Here is a 21,151-nt window from a genome sequence, read left to right as displayed (position 1 = left end):
ACCCAAGCCTGAACTGAATGGCCTCGACCCTGAAAAATCTGAGCGACTATACCTCCGACCACTTCCCCGATATCAGCGACAAGCGTTTCGGACTGGTGGTGGCCGAATGGAACCGTGCCATTACCGACACGCTGGCCCAAGGCGCCTATGAAACGCTCATCAAGCACGGCGCCAACCCCGACAACATTTACCGCAATACCGTGCCCGGCAGCTTCGAGCTAGGCTTGGGCGCGCAGCTGCTGGCCCAGCACGAGGAAATCGACGCGGTTATCTGCCTGGGCGTCGTCATCAAAGGAGAAACCCGTCACGACGAGTTTATCAGCCACGCCGTAGCCCAGGGCCTGATGAACGTGGGCCTGAAGTTCAACAAGCCCGTTATCTTCGGAGTACTCACGACGGAAAACGAAGCCCAGGCTTGGGACCGAGCGGGTGGGCAGCACGGCAACAAAGGGGTGGAAGCGGCAGTAACGGCCATTCACATGTTGGGTTTCTAAGTGGTGAAAACCCAACCATAGTTGAAGTGACGTCAAACCCGTAGCTTTGCGGCCGAAAGCCGGGGTGCAAGCTCCAAGGTTCATTAGCAGGGAATTACCGCACGCAAAAAGGGCAACTAATACGGTCCTGTGAGTGTTGGAGTTTCAGTTGATGATGTTCTGGAACTAAGAATACTCGGCAACTCATTTACTGCGAATAACTTACATTGTTTTCCTGCCCCTACCATGAGTGAAGAACCCCTACGCTACTCCCGGGAAGAGCTGGCTGAGTTTGAGGCCATTATCCAGGAAAAGCTGACCGCAGCCCGCAAGGAAGTAGCGTTCATCAAAGAAACCCTGAGCCGTCGCAACGATTCGGGTACGGATAACACTGCTTCGCAGTCGAAGATGCTGGAAGACGGCGCCGACACTGCCGAAAAGGAAAGCCTGAACCAGTTGGCCTCGCGCCAGATGAAGTTTATTCAGCAGCTGGAAAACGCCATGATCCGCATCAAAAACGGAACCTACGGCGTGTGCATCGGCACGGGTAAACTCATTGCCAAAGAGCGCCTGCGTGCTGTGCCTCACACCCAGCACTCCATCGAAGCTAAAATGGCGCGCCGCGACTAAGCCGCTGCCGCTACCTGCAGCCGCCCGGATTTGCCGGTCGGTACTTCGCCCCACCGGGGCAGTGCCGCCGCCGAATCCGGGCACTGTTTTCTGCAATGTGCTACTGCATTGCACCAATTACCGGGCTGCCGGCGTTAGCGCTGAAACCCGTTACACCTTATACTGCCCGGCAGCGATGCCGTGCGCCTGAACAACCCTCACATGGGCAAGAAGCAGCACCCCTCCGGCTCCGGCAACCGCCGTCCCGATTCCGCCCCGCAACGCGGCGGCAAATCTTCCTTTGGTGGCGACGACCGTCGCCCGGCCCCGCGCCGCGAAGGAGGCAACAATGATTTCAATTCCCGGCCTTCGTTTGGGCGACCCGGCGGCAAGCCTGCCTTTGGCAGCCGACCCGAAGGCAGCGAGCGGCGCTTCGGCAACGGCGGAGGCGACGACCGTCGTTTCGGCAACAGCTCGGCCCCGCGTCCGTTTGGTGGCAACAGCCGCTTTGGCGGCAACGACGACCGCAGCTTTGGCCGTCCGCAGCGCCCCTTCAAACCGAAGCCTGCTGAGCGCGATGACGCTGACGAATTCATCCGCGGCCGTTTCAACAAGCCGCCGCGCCCAGCCGCACCCGAGGGCGAAGCTCCGCGCCGCTTTAGCTCGCGCCCCGATGGTGACAACCGTGACCGTCGGCCCGCAGGCCGTAGCAGCTTTGGCGAAGAGCGTCGCTCGTTCGGCCCGCCGCGTGATAATCGTTTCGGTGAGGAACGCCGCTCGTTTGGCGCTCCGCGTGACGACGAGTTCGGCGACCGGCCCAAGCAGCTGAAAGGCGGCGACGACCGCCCGGTGCGCCCCGCCCGCTACGTGGACCGCCGCGACCAAGGTTTCGACCGTGGCGACGCGCCGCAACGCTTTGAGCGCGACGACCGCACGCCCGGTGCCTTTGGCCGCCGCGACAACGACCGACCCAATTCCTCCGGTACGCGAGGCGCTGGCCGCTTTGAGCGTGACGAACGCCCGAGCCGCACCGAGCGACCCGCGTTCGGCCGCGACACTGACCGCAACAGCAGCGCCAGCCGCTTTAGTGGCGACCGAGCCGAGCGGAACGACCGGGGCAGCCGGCCCGAGCGGCCCGGCTTTGAGCGCCGTGAGCGTCCGGCCAAGCCGTTTGCCGACCGTCGCGAGCGGCCCGCCCGCACCGAGTCTATGGGGGAGGCGCCGTCGTACCACAACCTCAAGCACTACGAGGAAGACAAGACCCGCGGCAACAAGCGCCGCCGCGACGAGCCGGAAGGCGACGGTTCGGTGCGCCTGAACCGCTACATTGCCAACGCCGGCATCTGTTCGCGCCGGGAAGCCGATGTGCTGATTGAGTCGGGCGAAATACGGGTGAACGGGGAAGTGGTGACCGAACTGGGCTACAAAGTGCAGCCCAACGACACGGTGCACTACGGCAAAACCAATCTGAAGCGCGAGAAGCTCGTGTACGTGCTGCTCAATAAGCCGAAGGACTTCCTGACCACCACCGACGACCCCGAGGGCCGCAAAACGGTAATGGACCTGGTACGCACGGCCTCGAAGGAGCGCATCTTCCCGGTGGGCCGCCTCGACCGCAACACCACCGGGTTGCTGCTGTTCACCAACGATGGCGAAGTGGCCCAGAAACTTAGCCACCCCTCGCACCGCAACAAGAAGATTTACCAAGTAGAGCTCGACAAGCCCATTACCGAAGAGCACCTGAAGCAGATTGCCGAAGGCATTGAACTGGAAGATGGCAAAGCCGAGGTCGACGACGTAGCGGCGGTAGCCGGTAACCTGCACTTCGTGGGCATCGAAATTCACATTGGCCGCAACCGTATCGTGCGCCGGATTTTCGAACACCTGGGCTACGACGTGAAGACCCTTGACCGCGTGCAATACGCGGGCCTAACTAAGAAAGACTTGGCCCGCGGCAACTGGCGCTACCTCACCGAAAAAGAGGTAATCCGTCTGAAATATTTCATGTAGGCACGCAACCTGCGTTGTCTTTACGCGGCTCTATCTAAAAGCGAAGCAGGCTCCGTGCCTGCTTCGCTTTTCCTCTGACATGACTGCTCTGGTTCTCGACATCGGCAACACGGCCGCCAAATACGGCTGCTTCCAGGACCATCTGCTGGTGGCAACCGGCGTGGTGACGACGCCGGCGGAGTGGGCAAGCTTGGTGCTGGACAAGGGCGCCGCTCAAGCCTTGGTGGCTTCAGTGGCTGCTCCCGCCGACGAGTGGGCCGCCCAAGCCACGATGCCCACGGTGGTGTTTCGGCCGGGCAGCACGCCGGTGCCGCTGCACAACGCCTACGCCACGCCCCAGACCCTCGGGGCCGACCGGCTGGCTGCGGCCGTGGGGGCGGCCTACTTGCTGCCGGGGCGCAACGTGCTGGTGGTAGATGCCGGAACCTGCCTGAAATGTGACTTGGTGACGGCTGACGGCACCTACCACGGCGGCAGCATTGCGCCCGGCTTGCGCATGCGCCTGCAGGCCATGCACGCCTTCACGGGGCGCCTGCCGGAGTTGCCGTTGCCCACGGGTGCCGCCGCCACGGCCGACGCGTTACCTTTGATGGGAACCGATACCCGTTCGGCCATGCTCAGCGGTGCCCTCAACGGTGCCGCAGCCGAGCTCAACGGAGTGGTGACTGAGTACCGCACACAGTTTCCGGACTTGGCCGTAGTGCTAACCGGCGGCGACGCGGCGTTTTTTGAATCGCGGCTCAAAGGCCGCACCTTTGTAGTTCCCGAGCTCGTGCTGCTGGGGCTTCACCACATACTGGTGCATAATGCTGCTTAACAAACTGACTGCGCTGGGCCTGCTAGGTCTGCTCGGAGCCGCTTCGTCGGCTACGGGGCAGGGCTTGGGAAACTCCCCGTACTCGCGCCTGGGCCTGGGCGACGTCAACCCCAATACCGGCGGCGTCCGCCAGCAAGGCATGGGCGGCGTGGGCGTTGCCGCCCCCAATACCGCGCAGGTAAACGAGCTGAACCCCGCGCTGATTTACTACAACAACCGCACAACCTACGAGGTGGCCGCCATTGGACAGCTCAAGCGGTTGCGCAGCGGTTCGGCCTCGCAGGTCGATGGCGGCGCTTCGCTAAGCTACCTGGCGTTTGCGGTGCCCATTTCGCGCCGCTGGGGCTTGGCCGCCGGCCTCAAGCCCTACAGCACCGTCGATTACAAAACGGCCATCATCAGCCCGGTGCAAGGCACTACCGACGCGCAAGTGCTGGAGGAATACACCGGCAGCGGCGGGTTGTCGGAAGTGTACCTCTCGCAAGGAGTACGGCTGGCCAAGGGCCTGAGCGCGGGCGTTACAACTTCTTACGTATTCGGCTCGGTAGACCAATCGACTACCGCGTTGCTGGTGGCCGAAGGGCAAACGGCGGAGTCGCTGAGCCGTTCGGCCGATATCCGGCACACCGAGTACTCCGACCTGACCATCCGTTTAGGTTCGCACTACCGCTACGAGCTGAGTTCGAAGTACAACCTCAACCTAGGGGCTGTATACACCCTGCAATCGGACATGAAGGGCTACCGCGAACGGCGCGTAGAACGGCAGGACGTCAACGGCATCACCATCGAAAGCCTGCAGCTCGACCCCAGTTCGCGCGGGCAAACGGTGGTGCCCTCGAACCTGCAGATTGGCCTGGGTCTCGACAACAACAAGACCTGGACCCTGAACGCCGACGTATCGCGCCAGCAGTGGTCGAAGTTTGAAGCGTTCCGCTTGCCGTCGGAAGTGAAGCCGGCCACGCCGCTCTACCAAGATACCTGGCGGGGGGCTTTGGGCGGTGAACTGACGCCGGACCCCGGTTCGGTCGACAGCTACTTCAAGCGCGTGTCGTACCGTTTTGGGGTGAGCGTGGCCCAGTTGCCATACCGCCCGGGTGGCGTCACCCAATACGACCGCGCCATCAGCTGGGGCTTTATGTTCCCGTTCCCCACCGCTTCGCCGCTCGATGCCACGTCGATGAATCTGGCGTTTACCTACGGGCAGCGCGGCAATCAGGACCTGGTGAGCGGCACCGCGCAGCGCAACATTAAGGAGGACTACGTGCGGGTGCAGTTGGGCATATCCCTCAACAACCGCTGGTTCCTCAAGCGTAAAGTAGAATAGGGATGCAGCAGGGGCGGAGTTGGTGGCTGGCCGCGGGGCTGTGCGGGATGCTGCTGGCGGGCTGCCAGGAGAAAACCGCCGACCCCAAGAGCAAGCAGGTGTACACCGGCCCCATTCTGGAAACGACGAACGTCACGACCCTCTTCAGCGACTCGGCCCGGCTGCAGGTAAAGTTGCAGGCCCCACTGGAGCAGCAGTTCGACAACGGCGACCTGGTTTACCCCAACGGGGTTACGGCCACGTTCTTCGAGAAAGACGGCACCACCGTGGTGAACACCCTGCGCGGCAAATACGGCCGCTACACCCGCAGCACCAACCTCTACGTGGTGCGCGGCGACGTGCGGGTGCGCAACGAAGTGAAGCAACAGAGCTTGGAAACCGAGGAGCTGTTCTACGACCGCGCCAAAGCCAAAATCTACACCCAGCCCCAAGAGAGTGTGCGCGTGCAAACGCCCACCGAACTGTTGACGGGGTTGGGGCTCGAAGCCAACGAGGACTTCTCGCGCTACCGCATCTTCAAGCCCACCGGCGTGTTCACCGTCGACCAACCCCTTGGGGAATAACCCCCGCTTTCGTCCGTGAAAACTCCCGCTCCCGACCGCGGCCTGCTGCGCACCGTGCTGTTCTCCCTAGCCGTGGTCTTTATGATTATCGGCCTCTACCAAACGGTGCTCGAAAATAGTTTGCCCCGCAATTATTGGCTGTTCATGCTCTCGGCCGTGTGCCTGCTGATATACCGCCAGTTGCGCCCCGTAGAAGAAAATACACCCCCGGCGCCGCCTGCCAAGGGCAAAACGGGCAAGCCCAAGGCCGGGGGCAAAGCCCGCCGCAACGGCTAAACCCCGCCCTCAACTTTTGACTATTGGCCGGAAACGGGTTATTTTGCGCGTCTTTCCGACATTTTCTTTGCTGCTTACACTCAACTAAATGGCTTTAATCAACACCATCCGGGAAAAATCAGGCTGGGCCGTGGGCACCGTCGCCGTCGGGATGCTGCTGTTCATCGTAGGCGGTGACCTTATTGGAGGTCAAAACCGCCTCTTCAACCGCCAGGATACTACCGTCGGCTCCGTCAACGGCGACGACGTGAACCTCGATGAGTTCAACGCCATTCTGGAGCAATCGAAAGAAGCCTACGTAAGCCAGAACGGCCGCCAGCCCACCGAGCAGGAACTGCAGGGCCTGCGCGACCAGGCGTGGAACCAGATTGTGTTCCGCCGTGCCTTCCAGCCCGAGTTCGACAAACTGGGCCTGCAGGTAACCGACGACGAGCTGACCGACATGGTGCAGGGCCGCAACATTCACCCCACCATCAAGCAGGCCTTTACCGACCCCAAGACAGGCCAGTTCGACCGCGCCAAGGTGCTGGAATACCTGCGCAACCTCGACAAGATGCCGCCGCAGCAGCAAGCTGCGTGGTACACCTTCGAGCAGAACCTCCCGCAGGAGCGCATGGGCAATAAGTACTACGCCCTGATGAAGAACTCGGAGTACGTGACCACGGCCGAAGCCCAACGCTACGCCGAGGCCCAAGCCGCCAAAGCCAACATTCGTTACCTGTTTGTGCCCTACTTCAGCATCTCCGATTCGGCCGTGAAGGTATCGGACGCGCAGCTGCAGGATTACATCTCGCGCAACAAGGCCCGCTACAAAGTGCAGGACGGCCGCGACCTGGAATACGTAGTGATTCCCGTAACGGCGTCGAAGGAAGACTCGGCCTCGGTACGCCAGACCGTGAACGAGCTGGCCCAGCAGTTCCAGACTGCCCCGAACGACTCCTTGTTCGTGCGCGCCCAATCCGACCAACCCTACAACGGCACCTTCGTTTCGCCGGCCGATCTGCCCGAAAAGCTGCGTCAGCAATTGCCTCTGGAGCAGGGCAAGGTATACGGCCCGTTTGCTGAAAACGGCACCTTCTCTCTCTACAAAGTAACCGGCGCCAAAGCCGGTACCACCTCGGCCGCTCGCGCCAGCCACATCCTCATCAAAGCCGACGGTGCTACGCCGGAAGCCGATGCGGCGGCTAAAGCCAAAGCCCAGGGTATTCTGAACCAGATCAAGGGCGGCGCCGATTTTGCTACCCTGGCCCGCCAGTACGGCACCGACGGCACCGCTCCGCTCGGCGGCGACTTGGGCTGGTTCACGTCGGGCCGCATGGTACCCGAGTTCGAGAAAGCCGTATTCGGCGCTACCTCGGCCGGCCTGCTGCCCACGCTCACCAAAACCTCGTTCGGCTACCACATCATCAAGGTAACCGCCCCCAAAACCAACCAGACCTACCGTGTAGCCACCGTCACGAAGAGCATCACGCCTTCCGACGCAACCAACGACGTGGCCTACCAGCGCGCCCAGGAGCTGAAAGGCAAAGCCTCGGACCTGGAAGCTTTCCGCAAAGCCGTGGCCGCCGACAAAACCCTGCAGAAGCAGGAAGCCAAAGGCGTGGGTAAGTCCGACCAGAACGTGGGCAACGTGCCCAACGCCCGCGAAATCATCCGCTGGGCCTACGACAAGAAAACCGAGGTGGGCGGCGTGTCCGACGTGTTTACTATCGGCGACCAATACGTAATTGCGGCCGTAACCGGCACCCGCGAGAAAGGTACCGCCGACGTAGCCAGCGTGAAGCCCGAGGTATCGACCTTCGTGCGCAACGAGGAAAAGGCCAAGCAGATCATAGCCAAGCTGAAAGGCAGCTCGCTTGAGCAAATGGCGTCGGCCTACGGCTCGACGGCCCAGGTGCGCACCGCCAACGACGTGGCCCTTGGCCAAGGCGTGATTCCCGGCCTTGGCGCCGAGCCGGTAGCCGTGGGTACTGTTTTTGGTCTAAAGCCCGGTCAGCGTTCGGCCCCCATTCAGGGTGAGCAGGGCGTGCTGGTGGTAGAGCTGGTGAATACCACGCCCGCCCCGGCCGGCCAGGACCTGAAAACGGCCCGCACCCAGCTGCAGGGTATGCGCAGCTCGCGCGCTACCGGCGCCATCTACGAAGCCGTACGCGAAAAAGCCGACGTGAAAGACGAGCGGGTACGCTTCTTCTAGGCAAACCCGCTTCGCCAAAAGGGCCGTATCTTACCCGAGATACGGCCCTTTTTTGTGCGCAACCGTGTGGCAATTCCGGCATCTTTCGAAGCTGCCGCCCGGCTGAATGAAAACGACAGCGGCCGTGTTACCAGCGGTACCCGCCCGGCGGGCCGGCCTTTTACCGATTTCCCGAGCATGCGTTTGCTTCCTGAAGTGCAGAAATACAGCCGCTGGGCGGCGCTGTCCGCCGCGTTGCTGGTGGCCGGACCGGTAGCGGCCCAAGTACCCGGCATGGACCTGGAGCCAGCAGCTGTGCGGCCGCCCACCGACGGCTCGCCCCTGAGCATGGCCCGCTACTTTGCCCGTCGCGGCGAGTGGCTGAAAGCCGAAGCTATGTTTGAGGAGTTGCCCAACGACGTGCAGCAGGCACCCAACGTGCTACCCGAGTACCTGCGCGTGCTGGTGGAGCTGAAGAAGTACAAGGACGCCGAGAAGCTGGCCAAGAAAGCCCTGCGCCGCAACCCCAACGAACCGACCTTGGCCGTGGCCCTGGGCAGCGTGTACGCCGCCAGCGGCGACACCGCTACCGCCAGCAAACAATACAGCCAAGTATTGGCCCGCCTTACACCCGAGCAGGTGGTGCCGGTGGCCACCGAGTTTCAGCAGCGGGAGCTGCCGCGCTGGGTGCAGCGCACCTACCTGCGCGGCCGCGAGCTGGCCAAAAACGACGCCGAGTACAGCCCGCAACTGGTGCAGCTCTATACCCGCACCGGCAACACCGCCGGCCTACTCAGCGAAACCCTGCGCCTCGTCGACCAGGACGAGCAGCAGCTGCCCTTTGTGCGCAACATGCTGCAAAACAGCCTGCGCACCGACCAGGATTTTGACACGCTGGAGAAGCTGCTGCTCACCCGCGCGCAACAGCAGCCCGACCGTGCTGGCTACGCCGAGCTGCTGCTGTGGCTTTACCTGCAGCGCCGCGACTTCACCGGCGCCTTGGTACAGGCCCGCGCCCTCGACCGGCGCCAACGCACCGAGGGCAGCCGCGTGATGGATGTGGCTGCCGTGGCCCAACGCAACAAAGACTACGACGCGGCCATCGAAGGCTACCAGTACGTGAGCCGCGAGTACCGCAGTGGCCAGTTTGGGCAGTTGGCCCAGCAGCGCGTTATCCTGGCCCGCGAAGAGCAGGTACGCAACACTTTCCCCGTGGATAAAGCCAAGCTGCAGGCCCTGGTGGTCGACTACCAGCAGCTGCTGACCGACTACGGCCGCACGGCCCAAACGGCCGAAACCATCCGCAACCTGGCCCTGCTCTACGCTTTCCAGCTCGACGACAAGCAGCAGGGCATGAAGCTGCTGCAAGAGGTCATTGACCTGCCGCGGGCCGACGCTACGCTGGTGGACGAGGCCAAGATTGCGCTGGGCGACATTTACCTGTTGCGCGCCGAGCCCTGGGAAGCCACGCTGCTGTATTCGCAGGTGGAGAAGTCGCACAAAGACTCACCGCTGGGCTACGAGGCCAAGCTGCGCAACGCCCGCCTGAGCTACTTCGCCGGCGACTTTAAGCTGGCTCAGTCGCACCTCGACATTCTGAAGCTGGCCACCAGCCGCGAAATTGCCAACGACGCCATGCAGCTCAGCCTGCTCATCGGCGACAATACGGCCATGGACACCGCCGGGGTAGCTCTGCGCGACTACGCCGCCGCCGAGCTGCTGGTGTTTCAGAACAAGCTCCCCGAAGCCCAGAAAGCCCTCGATGCGCTGCTGCTGAAATACCCCGGCCACGCCCTCACCGACGAAAGCTGGTACCTCAAAGCCCAGCTGCAGCGCCGCATGGGCGATTACGCTGGTGCCGTAGCCACCCTCCAGCGCATTACCGAAAACCCCAAGTACGATATCCTCTCCGACGACGCACTGTATCTGACAGCTCAGATTGAGGAAGAAAACCGCCAGGACCGCGTAGCGGCGCAGGAGCTTTACACCAAGCTGCTCATCAAGTACCCCGGCAGCATCTACGTAGCCGATGCCCGCAAGCACGTCCGCAAGCTCCGCGGCGACGCCGTACCGCAGTAACATTGCGGAGGCGAAGGGCGCATGCTTGCCATTGCGCGCAACGTGACCCGAAGGAAGACGAAGGCAAGCAAAAGGGCCTTTTCGAAGGTAGAAACTTGACGAGCCTGACAAACCGAAAACAGCTTCGGTTTGTCAGGCTCGTTTGGCTATGCCGCGCCGGTCGTTGCGAACGAAGCGAAGAAAAGGCAGGCGCTTTCAGCCCTACCCGAAAAACACGAACATGAGCACCAGCGCCAGAATAAACGCCAGGTACATCAGCCCGTCGCTGAGGATGTACTGCTTGTAGCGCTGGTAAAAGTCGCGGAGGCGTTGCATGGGCCGGAAGAGGGCAGGAGAGGCCGCAAAGATACGCAGACCCGGCTCTGCACGCCGGAACGCGGGGTTTTCTTTGTACTTTTGAAGTATACCGCTGCCGCGCCTGTACTGCTGCTTTCTATGTTAAAACGCTGGATTCGTAAGCCCGCCCCCGATCCGCAACACGTACGCGACCTGGCGGCCGCCCTGCGCGTCAACGAGGCTGTTATTGCCCTGCTTTGCCAGCGCGGCATCTGTACCTTCGACGAAGCCAAGGCCTACTTCCGGCCGGCCGTGGATACCCTGCACGACCCGCTGCTGATGCGCGACATGGACCGCGCCGTGCAGCGCCTCACCGAGGCGCTGTTTCAGGAAGAAAAAGTGCTGGTGTACGGCGATTACGACGTGGACGGCACCACCTCCGTGGCCTTGGTGTACTCGTACCTGCGCCCCTTGTTCGGCCCGGCCCGCATCGACTACTACATTCCCGACCGCTACACCGAGGGCTACGGCATTTCCACCCAGGGCATCGACTGGGCCGCCGACAACGGCTTCAAGCTGATTGTGGCGCTGGACTGCGGCGTGAAATCGGTCGACAAGGTGGCCTACGCCAACGAGCGGGGCGTCGACTTCATCATTTGTGACCACCACCTGCCGGGCGCCGAGCTGCCCGCCGCCGTGGCCGTGCTCGACCCCAAGCGCGCCGACTGCGCGTACCCGTTCAAGGAGCTATCCGGCTGCGGCGTGGGCTTCAAGCTGATGCAGGCCTTGTGCCAGGCCCAGGGTTTCGATGAGGCCCCGCTGCACGAGCTGATGGATTTGCTGGCCGTGAGCATTGCCGCCGACATCGTGCCCATTACGGGCGAAAACCGCACGCTGGTGTACCACGGCCTCAAGCGCCTCAACGACCGTACCCGCTCCCCGCGCGCCGGCTTCGACGCCCTGCGCCAGCTGGCCGGCCTGCGCGAAGGCCCGCTCACGGTGAGCAGCCTCGTGTTCGGCTTCGCGCCGCGCATCAATGCCGCCGGCCGCCTCGGCGACGCCAAGCGGGCCGTGTCGATGCTGCTGGCCGAATCGGCGGAAGAAGCGCTGGCCAAGGCCAACGTGGTGGACAAAACCAACACCGAGCGTCGCGGCTTCGATACCCGCATTACCGAGGAGGCCCTGCAGATGCTGGAAGCCGACCAGATGCTGCGCAACGCCCGCGCCACGGTGCTCTTCAAGCAGGACTGGCACAAGGGCGTCATCGGCATTGTGGCCTCGCGCTGCCTCGACAAGTACTACCGTCCCACGGTCATCCTCACCGAATCGAACGGCAAGGCCACCGGCTCGGCCCGCTCGGTGGTGGGCTTCGATGTGCACCAGGCCATTGTGGAGTGCGCCGATTTGCTCGACCAGTACGGCGGGCACATGTACGCGGCCGGCCTCACCATGCCGCTCGAAAACGTGAAGGCCTTCCGCGAACGGTTCGAGCAGGTGGTGGCCGCGCGCCTCACCGACGAGCAGACGATTCCGCCGGTGGAAATCGACCTGCCGCTGCGGCTGGAAGATATTTCGTGGAGCTTCTACAACCTGCTGCACCAGATGGAGCCCTTCGGCCCCGGCAACACCAACCCGGTGTTCGAGTCGACCGACGTGCGCATTGTGCCCGGCTCGGCCAAGGTGGTGGGCAACTCGCACCTCAAGCTCACCCTAACGCAGGAAGGCTCGGGCAATGTAGAAGCCATCGGCTTCGGCCTCGCCGACCACTACGACCGGATTACCCGCGGCCAGCACTTCAGTGTGTGCTACACCGTGGACGTGAACGAGTACCGCGGTCAGAAAACCCTGCAGCTGCGCCTGAAGGACATCGGCTGGAACTAGCAGTAGCCAGAAAGCTGCCAGAAAAGGAGAAGAGTTGGTCGTTGTTTCCCTGCAACGGCAGCGCCGTTTGCGGTACCTTTAAGCAGCGCGGCTTGCTCTCTGCCCGCGCCCACTTCCCGATGAAAGCACTACTCGTAGCCGCCGGCCTGGGCCTGCTGCTGACCTCGCCGGGCCACGCCCAAACGCCCGCCGCGGCTCCGGGCTACCGCATCAACGTGGATACCCGGCCGGCCGCCACCTCCGACCAACTTAGGATTACTATCGACACGCCGCCGGTGGCGGAAAGCCAGGTGACCTACGTGATGCCGAGCGTGGTGCCCGGTTCCTACTCCAAGAAAGACTACGGCCGCTTCGTACAGGGTTTTCAGGCCCTGGATGCCAAGGGCAAGAAGCTGAAAGTGCGCCAGGACGGGCCCAACCTCTTCGTGATTGAGAAGGCCCAGAACCTGGCCCGGCTGGAATACCGCGTGGACGATACCTGGGACGCCTCGTTCACCGACAACTACGTGTTTCAGCCCGGCGGCACCAACTTCGACGCCGGCGCCGCCCAACCCAACCTGGTGCTCAACCACTACGGCCTCTACGGCTACCTCGAAGGTGCCACCCAGAATTACAAAATGCGGCCCTACGAGGTGACGGTGCAGCACGCGCCCACATTGTATGCCGCCACCGCCCTGCCCACCCGCCACGGCGCCGAGCAGGACGTATTCACGGCCGACAGCTACGTGACCCTAGCCGACGGCCCCATTCTCTACGCTCCGGCCGATACGGCCAGCCTGAGCGTGGGCGGGGCGCGCATTCACGTGGCCGTGGTGTCGGAGTCGGGCAAGGTGCACGCGGGGCAGGTGCGCGAGATTCTGCGGCCCATGGCCGAGGCGCTGGGGCAGTTTTTCGGGCAGATGCCGGTGCCTCGGTACTATTTCCTGATGTACTTCCCCGACTTTCAGACCTCGCGGGTGGTGAACCGGCAAAGCGGCTCCTACGGGGCCATGGAGCACTCGTACTCGTCGCTGTACTTCATGCCCGAGCGGCAAACGCCGGAGCAGCTGAGCGAGATGGTGCGCGAGATTTCCTCGCACGAGTTTCTGCACATGCTAGCCCCGCTTAACATCCACTCGCGCGAAATCGGGGAGTTCGACTTCCGCAACCCCCGCATGTCGCAGCATTTGTGGCTCTACGAGGGCGTGACGGAGTACTTCGCCCACCTGGCGCAGGTGCGCGCCGGCCTCACCACTGAGGAACAGTTCCGCCAGACCATGCGCGAGAAGATTGAGGGCACCCAGAAGTACCCCACCGTGTCGTTTACCGAGATGAGCCGCCGCATTCTGGAGAAGCCTTACGACCAGATGTACGACAACGTGTACCAGAAAGGCGCCCTCATCGGCTGGCTGCTCGACATCCGCATTCAGGAGCTGACCCAGGGCAAGCAGACGTTGCGCGACGTGCTGCTGGCCCTGCGCCAGAAGTACGGTCCCACCCGCTCGTTTGAAGACGCGCAGCTGATTCCCGAAATCGTGGCCCTCACGCACCCGCAGGTGCAGCAGTTCTTCGACGCCTACGTAGTGGGCGACCAGCCTCTGCCGCTTACCGAGTACATCGGCAAAATCGGGTGGAACTACGCTGCCCGCACGCCGCGCCGCGTCATGGCCTTCGGCAAAATCGGCTTCCGCTACAACCAAAGCAAGGAACAGTTTGAGGCCGCCGAAACCGACGCCGCCGACAACGCCTTCGGCCTGCAGAACGGCGACGCCATTGTGGCCGTGAACGGCCAGCCCGTGACGCTGCAAACCGCCGAGCAGCTGCTGCGCCCCCTGCTGGGCGCCGTGGAGGCCCCCGCCCGCCTCACCTACCGCCGCGGCACCGCCCCCACCGTGGAGCGCGAAGCCCGGCCCAAGGCTTACGAAGTCGAAATCAAGAACCTGCTGGAGCCCAACCCCGACGCCACGCCTGCCCAGCAGGCCCTGCGCCGCCAACTGCTGGGCCAGAAGGGGTAGGAGTATTGGGGCGTAGCAGAAAAACGGATAGGCGAAAACCCGTGCGTGTTCGTTCCGCTGACGCGTACGCCCAAATCAGCCCCATCCCAAACGACGCGTTACCTTTGCCCCCCATGATTCTGCGCGCCGAACACCTCGTCAAGAAATACAAGCAACGCACCGTCGTCAACGACATGAGCCTGCACGTGGAGCAGGGCGAAATCGTGGGCTTGCTGGGCCCCAACGGGGCGGGCAAAACCACCTCGTTCTACATGACGGTGGGCATGGTGAAGCCCAACTCCGGCAAGGTATTCCTCGACGATAAAGACATTACCACCCTGCCCATTTACCAGCGCGCCCGCCTCGGCATCGGCTACCTGGCGCAGGAAGCCTCGGTGTTTCGGGACTTGTCGGTGGAGGAAAACATTCTCTCGGTGCTCGAAATGACGAAGATGAGCAAGCAGGCCCAGCGCGACAAGGTGGAGGAGCTGCTGAACGAGTTTAGCCTCACGCACGTGCGCAAAAACCTGGGCCGGGTGCTGAGCGGCGGCGAGCGGCGCCGCACCGAAATTGCCCGCGCCCTCGCAGTCGACCCCAAGTTCGTGCTCCTCGACGAGCCCTTTGCCGGCGTCGACCCCATTGCGGTGGAGGAAATCCAGGGCATTGTGGCCAAGCTCAAGCACAAGAACATCGGCATCCTCATCACCGACCACAACGTGAACGAGACCCTTAGCATCGTCGACCGCGCCTACCTGCTCTTCGAGGGCAAGCTGCTGAAAGCCGGCACCGCCGAAGAACTGGCCGCCGACGAAACCGTGCGCCGCGTATACCTGGGCAAGCACTTCGAGTACAAGCGCAAGATTTAAGTGTGCGCGGAGTGGCTTTCGATGAGTATTGGACGTCATGCAGAGCCGCAGGCGAAGCATCTCGCGTGCTGATGTTGAATTTACTATCGGGCCAAACACGCGAGATGCTTCGCTCACGCTTTGCATGACGGGCGACTGGCTTTCAGCAGCAAAACCACTGCTTACCATCGGCTACCCAGGCCGCCCGCTAACCCATCGGCCCGTTTCGCCAACCAAATACGCCCGCCGCGCGTCTTACCGCACACCTTCCACCCGTAGCCGCGCTTCTTGCCCCCGTGAAATCCGTTGAAACTGCAGCATCTGCCATTCTGGGCTGGGCCCTGAAGCGACGCCTCGCGCGCCTGGACGACGTGCGCACCCGTCCGCACGAACTGCAGGAGCAACTGCTGCATTACCTCGTGCACACCGCCCGCCACACCGCCTGGGGCCGCGACTACGGTTACGCCGAGGGCCTCACGGCCACGGAATTTGCCCGGCGCGTGCCCGTAAGCAGCTACGAGGAGCTGTACCCGCGCATCGAGCAAGTGCTACACGGTGAGGCCGACGTGCTCTGGCCCGGCCGGGTGGAGTGGTTTGCCAAGTCGTCGGGCACCACCAACGCCCGCTCCAAGTACATACCCGTTACGGCCGAGGCGCTGGAAGACGGCCACTACCGCGCCGGCCGCGACATGGTGGCCCTGGCCAACACGCTCTACCCCGATGCCGGCGTACTGCGCGGCAAAACCCTGGCCCTTGGCGGTTCGCACGCCCCCAATCCTTTCCGCCCCGACGACCCTGACTCGCACGTGGGCGACGTATCGGCCGTCATCATGCACAACCTGCCGCGCTGGGCCCAAAACCGCCGCACCCCGCCGCTGGAACTGGCCCTGCTCGACGAGTGGGAGGAGAAGCTGGAGCGCATGGCCCAGCACGTGCTGCACGAAAACGTGGTGACGCTGGCGGGTGTGCCCACCTGGATGATCCTGCTGCTGCGGCGCGTGTCGGAGTTGGCCGGTGGTGTGCCCATCACCGAAGTCTGGCCCAATTTGCGTCTGTTTCTGCACGGGGCCGTGGCCTTCGGGCCCTACCGCGAAGTATTCCGCCAGCTGATTCCGGCGGAGCACATGCGCTACCTCGAAATCTACAACGCCTCCGAAGGCTACCTCGCCTTTCAGGACCAGCCCGACTGCCCCGACCTGCTGTTGCTGCTCGACCACGGCATCTACTACGAGTTCATTCCTGCCGACGAGCTGGACCGCGAGCAGCCCCGCACGCTCACCCTGGCCGAGGTGGAAGTCGGCCCGAGCTACGCCATCATCATCAGCACCAACGCCGGCCTGTGGCGCTACCGCATCGGCGACACCGTACGCTTCACGTCGGTAATGCCCTACCGCATCCGTATTTCGGGCCGCACCAAGCACTTTCTGAACGCATTCGGCGAGGAAGTAGTGGTGGAAAACGCCGAAGCTGCCGTGGCCGCCGCCGCCGAAGCTACCGGTGCCCTCGTGCGCGACTTCACGGCCGCACCCATCTACTTCGAAGCCGGCGCCGGCTCCCGCGGCGGCCACCAGTGGCTGATTGAGTTTGCCCAGCCACCCGCCGATGCCGCGCAGTTCGCCGCCGTGCTCGACACTACCCTGCGCCAGCTCAACTCCGACTACGACGCCAAGCGCCACCGCAACCTCGCCCTGCAGCCGCCCGTGCTGACGGTAGTGGAGCCCGGTACGTTTTCTGGCTGGCTGGCCCGTCGGGGCAAGCTCGGTGGCCAGCACAAAGTACCCCGCCTAAGCAATTCCCGAGAGTTGGTCGACGAATTGCTGGCGCCGGCATAGGCATAACTAAAATATTAGTTATAGATTGGCGGCAGGACATTCATCCGTCACTGCCGTCAGTCTTATGCCAACCGCATTGCCGATAAACCGCCTGCGTCGTGTCCGCACGATAGTGCGCTGGAGTTGGCCTTTTCTGCTACTGTTCGTGCTGCTGAGTAGCTGCCAGAGCACGCGCGTGCCTATCGGTTTCTGGTCGCGCAACCGCTTTGGCAAAGCGGGCCTGCGTGAAGGGCCTTGGCGCGAGTACTACGATTCGGCTCAGACAATGTGCATTTCCCGCGGCCGTTACCGCCACGGTCGCCCCGTAGGCCGTTGGACCTATGCGCATCCCGACGGGTACCGCTCACGCACCGAACGGTATCGGCGGCACGGCCTGGTGTTGATTGAGGACTTTCACCCGAATGGTCAGTTGGCTGCCCGGGGGCAGGCCCGCTTGGTATTCACGGCAGATACTGTGCATTACTACTGGTTCGGAACCTGGCAACGGCGTGACGACCACGGCCAGGTTACAGCGGTTGAGCAATACAACAATGGCGTTTTGGAAGGAACTACGCTCCAGCGCGTAGCCCGCTAAACACGTAGATATATTCGACTACTGATTGTTAATATGGTTACTAAAATATTTTAATGCGTTATGGTATTTTTAATAAAATAATATAGATTAGTGCAACTGTTTCCACCTAACGGTCGCGTCCTTTGTCCACCTTAACTGTTTCCTCGTCCCAGGCTTCCCGCCCGTACACCTCGCGCCGGAAGCGCCACCGCCTCTCAGAACCCAAGCCCACGCTTAGCTCCCGTGCCGTAGCCGGCCTCCTCGGCCTGTTCATCGTCATCCTGCTGGTCAGTTTGGGGGTCATTGCCTCGCAAGCCGGCTCCGATAACGCCGAATATTCCAGCGTCGCCAGCACGGAATAGCCTGCCTCGTTCTGCCATTACTCTATAAGCCAAGGGCCCGGCCACTGCTGACAGTGGCCGGGCCCTTGGCGTTTGCGGGCAAGTACAGGCGTTATTCGTCCAGAATGCCGCCGACGAGGTTGCCGAGGACACTGCCGCTTTCCTTGCGGGCGTTGCCGCCGTTGGGCGCCAGAGCTTGGATGAGCTTCTTCACCGGCATCGACTGCAGCCACACGCGACCCGAGCCGCGCAGCGTGGCCAGCATCAGCCCTTCGCCCCCAAAAATCATCGACTTGAGGTTGCCAGCGCGGGCCACGCTGAAATCGATGCTGGGCTCGAAGGCCACCACGCAACCGGTGTCGACGCGCAGCATCTCATTGCGCAGGGTGCGCTCAATCACGGTGCCGCCGGCGTGGATGAAGGCTTTGCCGTCGCCGGTAATCTTTTGCAGAATGAAGCCTTCGCCGCCGAAGAAGCCCGCGCCCAAGCGCTGGTTGAAGTGGATGGCCAGCTTGGTGCCACGGGCCGCGGCCAGAAACGCGTCTTTTTGGGCAATGAGGCCTTGCGGCAGGCTGCGCAAATCGAGCGGCATGATGGTGCCGGGGTAGGGGGCCGAGAAGCCAACTTTGGCCTTGCCGTGCGAGCCGGCGTGGGTGAAGTGCGTCATAAACAACGACTCGCCCGTGATGAGGCGCGACCCAGCTGACAAGAGCTTGCCGAAAAACCCTTGATCAGGCTCCGAGCCGTCGCCCATGCGAGTATCCCAGGCAATAGCTTCTTCCATGTATACCATGGTGCCAGCTTCGGCAATAACGGTTTCGCCGGGGTCTAGCTCAACTTCAAGCACTTGAATATCGTGGCCGAGGATGCGGTAATCGACGTCGTGGGAGTTCATGGGAAAAAGGATGGAAGATGACGCGGCAAGTATAACGAAGTAGCTATAAATGCGTGCCGCCGGCGGGCAGGCTCCCTTGCCTGAAGTTTCGCTTGGGCAGAGGGCACCCGCCCGCCGGCGGCACACATGGGTTGGAAAACGACTAGTCGGCTTCGACCGAAGTCGCCGGCGGCAGGGCCGTGTCGTCGTCCTCGGCCGACTTCTTTTTCTTGGCTTCTTTGGAAGTGCGGCGCATGAAATCCTCATCCGACTCCTCGGGCTCCTCGGCGTGGCCTTCTTCCACCGGAAACTCCTCTTCTTCCTCCACTTTCTCGCCAAACTGTCCGTCGCGGTTCACCAATTTCTTGTCGCGCACGTGGCGGTTGAGAAACTCGTTGATCTGCTCGATGGAGTAGCTGGAGGTGATTTCGCCCAGCGGGTTTACCTTGATTTCGAAGCCTTCCAGCTCCTTGTGTACCCGCGGCTTTTTGTCGGGGTCTTGTTGCTTTTTCTTGACGGGTTTCTTGGCCATGAGGGTCGCGCCGAACGGCAAATGAGTCAGGGTGGAAACCACGCGGCGTAACTGCCGGGCCAAAAACCGAACCGGGCCGCCGCGTAGCTTACCAACTACGCAACGGCCCGGCCTACGGATGCAAAAAATAGCGGGCGGCGAATGTTACGCCGCCGACCCTGCTAGCTGTTCCACAGCTGCCTGGATGCGCTGGGCTGTTTCCTGCGGCCCTAGAATGCTCATGATGGCCATGAGGTCGGGGCCGGCGGCGGCACCCGTCACGGCCACGCGCAAAGCTTGCAGCACCTGGCCCAGCTTCATGCCCTGGCCTTCGACCACCTGTGTGAGCAGGGCCTTGATGCCGTCGGGTGTGGTGTCGGCGGCAGCGGGCAACTCCTGGGCAAAAGCGGCGAGGGCACCGGCAACCTGCGCGTTCCACTTCTTGCTGATAACCTGCTCGTCGTAGCCCGTTGGACGCTGGAAGAACAACTGGGCTTCCTTGGCTAGGTCGGCCGGGAAGGTGGCGCGCTCTTTTACCAAACCGGCAATCTGCTCGGCTTTGTCGGCGGGCACGTTGCCGATACCCTGCTTCGACAGCGCCTCCAGCAGGTACTGGGCCAACTCCGCGTCGGGCTTGGCGCGCAGGTATTGCTCGTTGTACCAGCGCACTTTGTTCTGGTCGAAGCGGGCCGGCGACTTGCTTACGCGCTCAATCGAGAAGGCCTCGATCAGCTCGTCCATCGAGAAGATTTCCTGCTGCGTGCCGGGGTTCCAGCCCAGAAAGGCCAGGAAGTTGATGAACGCTTCGGGCAGGTAGCCCGATTCGCGGTAGCCGCTGCTCACGGTAGGCTGGCCGGTTTCGGCGTCGGTGCCGTGGAATTCCAGCGGGAATACCGGGAAGCCCAGCTTGTCGCCGTCGCGCTTGCTCAGCTTGCCGGTGCCGTCGGGCTTGAGCAGCAGCGGCAAGTGGGCAAACTGCGGCATGGTGCTTTCCCAGCCCAGGTAGCGGTACAGCAGCACGTGGAGCGGCGCCGAGGGCAGCCACTCTTCGCCCCGAATGACGTGGGTAATTTCCATCAGGTGGTCGTCCACGATGTTGGCCAAGTGATACGTCGGCATGCCGTCCGACTTCATCAGCACCTTGTCGTCAATCGAAGACGAATGCACCACCACCCAGCCGCGAATCAGGTCGTTGAAACGCACCTCTTCCTTGCGCGGCACCTTCAGGCGAATCACGTAGGGCGCGCCCGCGTCGAGCAGCTGCTGCACCTCGGTTTCGGGCAGCGTAAGCGAGTTGCGCATCTGGGTGCGCGTGATGCTGTTGTACTGCGGGTTGGGCACCTTGGCGGCCGTCAGGCGGGCGCGCATGGCGTCCAGCTCCTCGGGCGTGTCGAAGGCATAGTAGGCGTAACCGTCCCGGATGAGCTGGTCGGCGTACTGGCGGTACATGGGTTTCCGCTCGCTCTGGCGGTAGGGGGCGTGCGGGCCGCCCTGCTCAATGCCTTCGTCAATCTCGATGCCGCACCAGCGCAGCGAGTCCATGATGTACTGCTCGGCGCCGGGCACGAAGCGGTTCTGGTCGGTGTCCTCGATACGCAGCAGCATCTTGCCGCCCAACTTGCGGGCCAGCAGGTAGTTATAGAGCGCAGTGCGCACGCCGCCGATGTGCAGCGGGCCGGTAGGACTGGGTGCAAACCGCACCCGAACTTCTCTTTCCATACGAAAACGACAATGTCGGCCC

18 protein-coding genes are annotated in these 21,151 nt (G+C 62.6%); 15 read left to right on the top strand and 3 right to left on the bottom strand.

The window, feature by feature from the left end; genetic code table 11:
* The first annotated feature begins 17 nt into the window (after window positions 1-17).
* From ribH to F0P96_RS08005, 15 genes are all read left to right on the top strand, one after another.
* Window positions 18-494, top strand: a complete 477-nt coding sequence (gene ribH, locus F0P96_RS08075; RefSeq protein WP_151078358.1) for a 6,7-dimethyl-8-ribityllumazine synthase — start codon at window positions 18-20, stop codon at window positions 492-494.
* Window positions 495-719: 225 nt separating this feature from the next.
* Entirely contained in the window at window positions 720-1,103 is a 384-nt protein-coding gene (locus F0P96_RS08070) for a TraR/DksA family transcriptional regulator (RefSeq protein ID WP_151078357.1), read from the top strand.
* A 201-nt stretch (window positions 1,104-1,304) separates the two neighbouring features.
* Complete coding sequence (locus F0P96_RS08065; protein ID WP_151078920.1) at window positions 1,305-3,092, top strand: pseudouridine synthase; 1,788 nt, start codon at window positions 1,305-1,307, stop codon at window positions 3,090-3,092.
* Window positions 3,093-3,171: 79 nt separating this feature from the next.
* Window positions 3,172-3,909, top strand: coding sequence for a type III pantothenate kinase (locus F0P96_RS08060; RefSeq protein WP_151078356.1), 738 nt, complete (start codon window positions 3,172-3,174; stop codon window positions 3,907-3,909).
* Window positions 3,899-5,233 carry a BamG family beta-barrel-assembly machinery protein gene (gene bamG, locus F0P96_RS08055; protein ID WP_151078355.1) on the top strand — a complete coding sequence of 445 codons (1,335 nt, stop codon included), beginning with the start codon at window positions 3,899-3,901 and terminating at the stop codon, window positions 5,231-5,233. The genes F0P96_RS08060 and bamG overlap by 11 nt, the downstream gene beginning before the upstream one ends.
* A 2-nt stretch (window positions 5,234-5,235) precedes the next feature.
* Complete coding sequence (gene lptC, locus F0P96_RS08050) at window positions 5,236-5,796, top strand: LPS export ABC transporter periplasmic protein LptC (protein ID WP_262714348.1); 561 nt, start codon at window positions 5,236-5,238, stop codon at window positions 5,794-5,796.
* A gap of 15 nt (window positions 5,797-5,811) precedes the next feature.
* Window positions 5,812-6,072: a hypothetical protein gene (locus F0P96_RS08045; protein ID WP_151078354.1), complete on the top strand. Its 261-nt coding sequence runs from the start codon at window positions 5,812-5,814 to the stop codon at window positions 6,070-6,072.
* A gap of 88 nt (window positions 6,073-6,160) precedes the next feature.
* Window positions 6,161-8,266 carry a peptidylprolyl isomerase gene (locus tag F0P96_RS08040; protein ID WP_151078353.1) on the top strand — a complete coding sequence of 702 codons (2,106 nt, stop codon included), beginning with the start codon at window positions 6,161-6,163 and terminating at the stop codon, window positions 8,264-8,266.
* A 177-nt stretch (window positions 8,267-8,443) separates the two neighbouring features.
* Window positions 8,444-10,324: a tetratricopeptide repeat protein gene (locus F0P96_RS08035; protein ID WP_151078352.1), complete on the top strand. Its 1,881-nt coding sequence runs from the start codon at window positions 8,444-8,446 to the stop codon at window positions 10,322-10,324.
* Between the two features lie 435 nt (window positions 10,325-10,759).
* On the top strand, window positions 10,760-12,481 hold the full coding sequence (recJ, locus tag F0P96_RS08030) for a single-stranded-DNA-specific exonuclease RecJ (RefSeq protein WP_151078351.1): 1,722 nt from the start codon (window positions 10,760-10,762) through the stop codon (window positions 12,479-12,481).
* Between the two features lie 119 nt (window positions 12,482-12,600).
* The gene (locus tag F0P96_RS08025; protein WP_151078350.1) at window positions 12,601-14,475 is read left to right on the top strand and encodes a M61 family metallopeptidase; all 1,875 of its coding nucleotides are present in this window, start codon (window positions 12,601-12,603) and stop codon (window positions 14,473-14,475) included.
* A 113-nt stretch (window positions 14,476-14,588) separates the two neighbouring features.
* Complete coding sequence (gene lptB, locus F0P96_RS08020) at window positions 14,589-15,320, top strand: LPS export ABC transporter ATP-binding protein (RefSeq protein ID WP_151078349.1); 732 nt, start codon at window positions 14,589-14,591, stop codon at window positions 15,318-15,320.
* A gap of 275 nt (window positions 15,321-15,595) precedes the next feature.
* Window positions 15,596-17,131 (top strand): GH3 auxin-responsive promoter family protein, encoded by a 1,536-nt coding sequence (locus tag F0P96_RS08015; RefSeq protein WP_235917428.1) that lies wholly within the window; start codon window positions 15,596-15,598, stop codon window positions 17,129-17,131.
* A 64-nt stretch (window positions 17,132-17,195) separates the two neighbouring features.
* Window positions 17,196-17,705, top strand: a complete 510-nt coding sequence (locus F0P96_RS08010; RefSeq protein ID WP_151078348.1) for a toxin-antitoxin system YwqK family antitoxin — start codon at window positions 17,196-17,198, stop codon at window positions 17,703-17,705.
* Between the two features lie 122 nt (window positions 17,706-17,827).
* The gene (locus F0P96_RS08005; RefSeq protein WP_151078347.1) at window positions 17,828-18,046 is read left to right on the top strand and encodes a hypothetical protein; all 219 of its coding nucleotides are present in this window, start codon (window positions 17,828-17,830) and stop codon (window positions 18,044-18,046) included.
* 91 nt (window positions 18,047-18,137) lie between these two features.
* Here the strand turns inward: F0P96_RS08005 and F0P96_RS08000 are convergent, their stop codons facing one another.
* The 3 genes from F0P96_RS08000 to gltX all read right to left on the bottom strand — a co-directional run bounded on the left by F0P96_RS08000 (window position 18,138) and on the right by gltX (window position 21,129).
* A complete protein-coding gene (locus F0P96_RS08000) occupies window positions 18,138-18,920 on the bottom strand; it encodes a TIGR00266 family protein (protein ID WP_151078346.1) in 783 nt (260 codons plus the stop codon).
* Between the two features lie 142 nt (window positions 18,921-19,062).
* Complete coding sequence (locus tag F0P96_RS07995; RefSeq protein WP_151078345.1) at window positions 19,063-19,431, bottom strand: hypothetical protein; 369 nt, start codon at window positions 19,429-19,431, stop codon at window positions 19,063-19,065.
* Between the two features lie 144 nt (window positions 19,432-19,575).
* Entirely contained in the window at window positions 19,576-21,129 is a 1,554-nt protein-coding gene (gene gltX, locus F0P96_RS07990) for a glutamate--tRNA ligase (RefSeq protein ID WP_151078344.1), read from the bottom strand.
* Window positions 21,130-21,151 lie beyond the last annotated feature (22 nt).

The organism is Hymenobacter busanensis, assembly GCF_008727865.1.
In the GTDB taxonomy this organism is placed as follows: domain Bacteria; phylum Bacteroidota; class Bacteroidia; order Cytophagales; family Hymenobacteraceae; genus Solirubrum; species Solirubrum busanense.
This window is presented reverse-complemented; position numbering and strand designations above follow the sequence as displayed.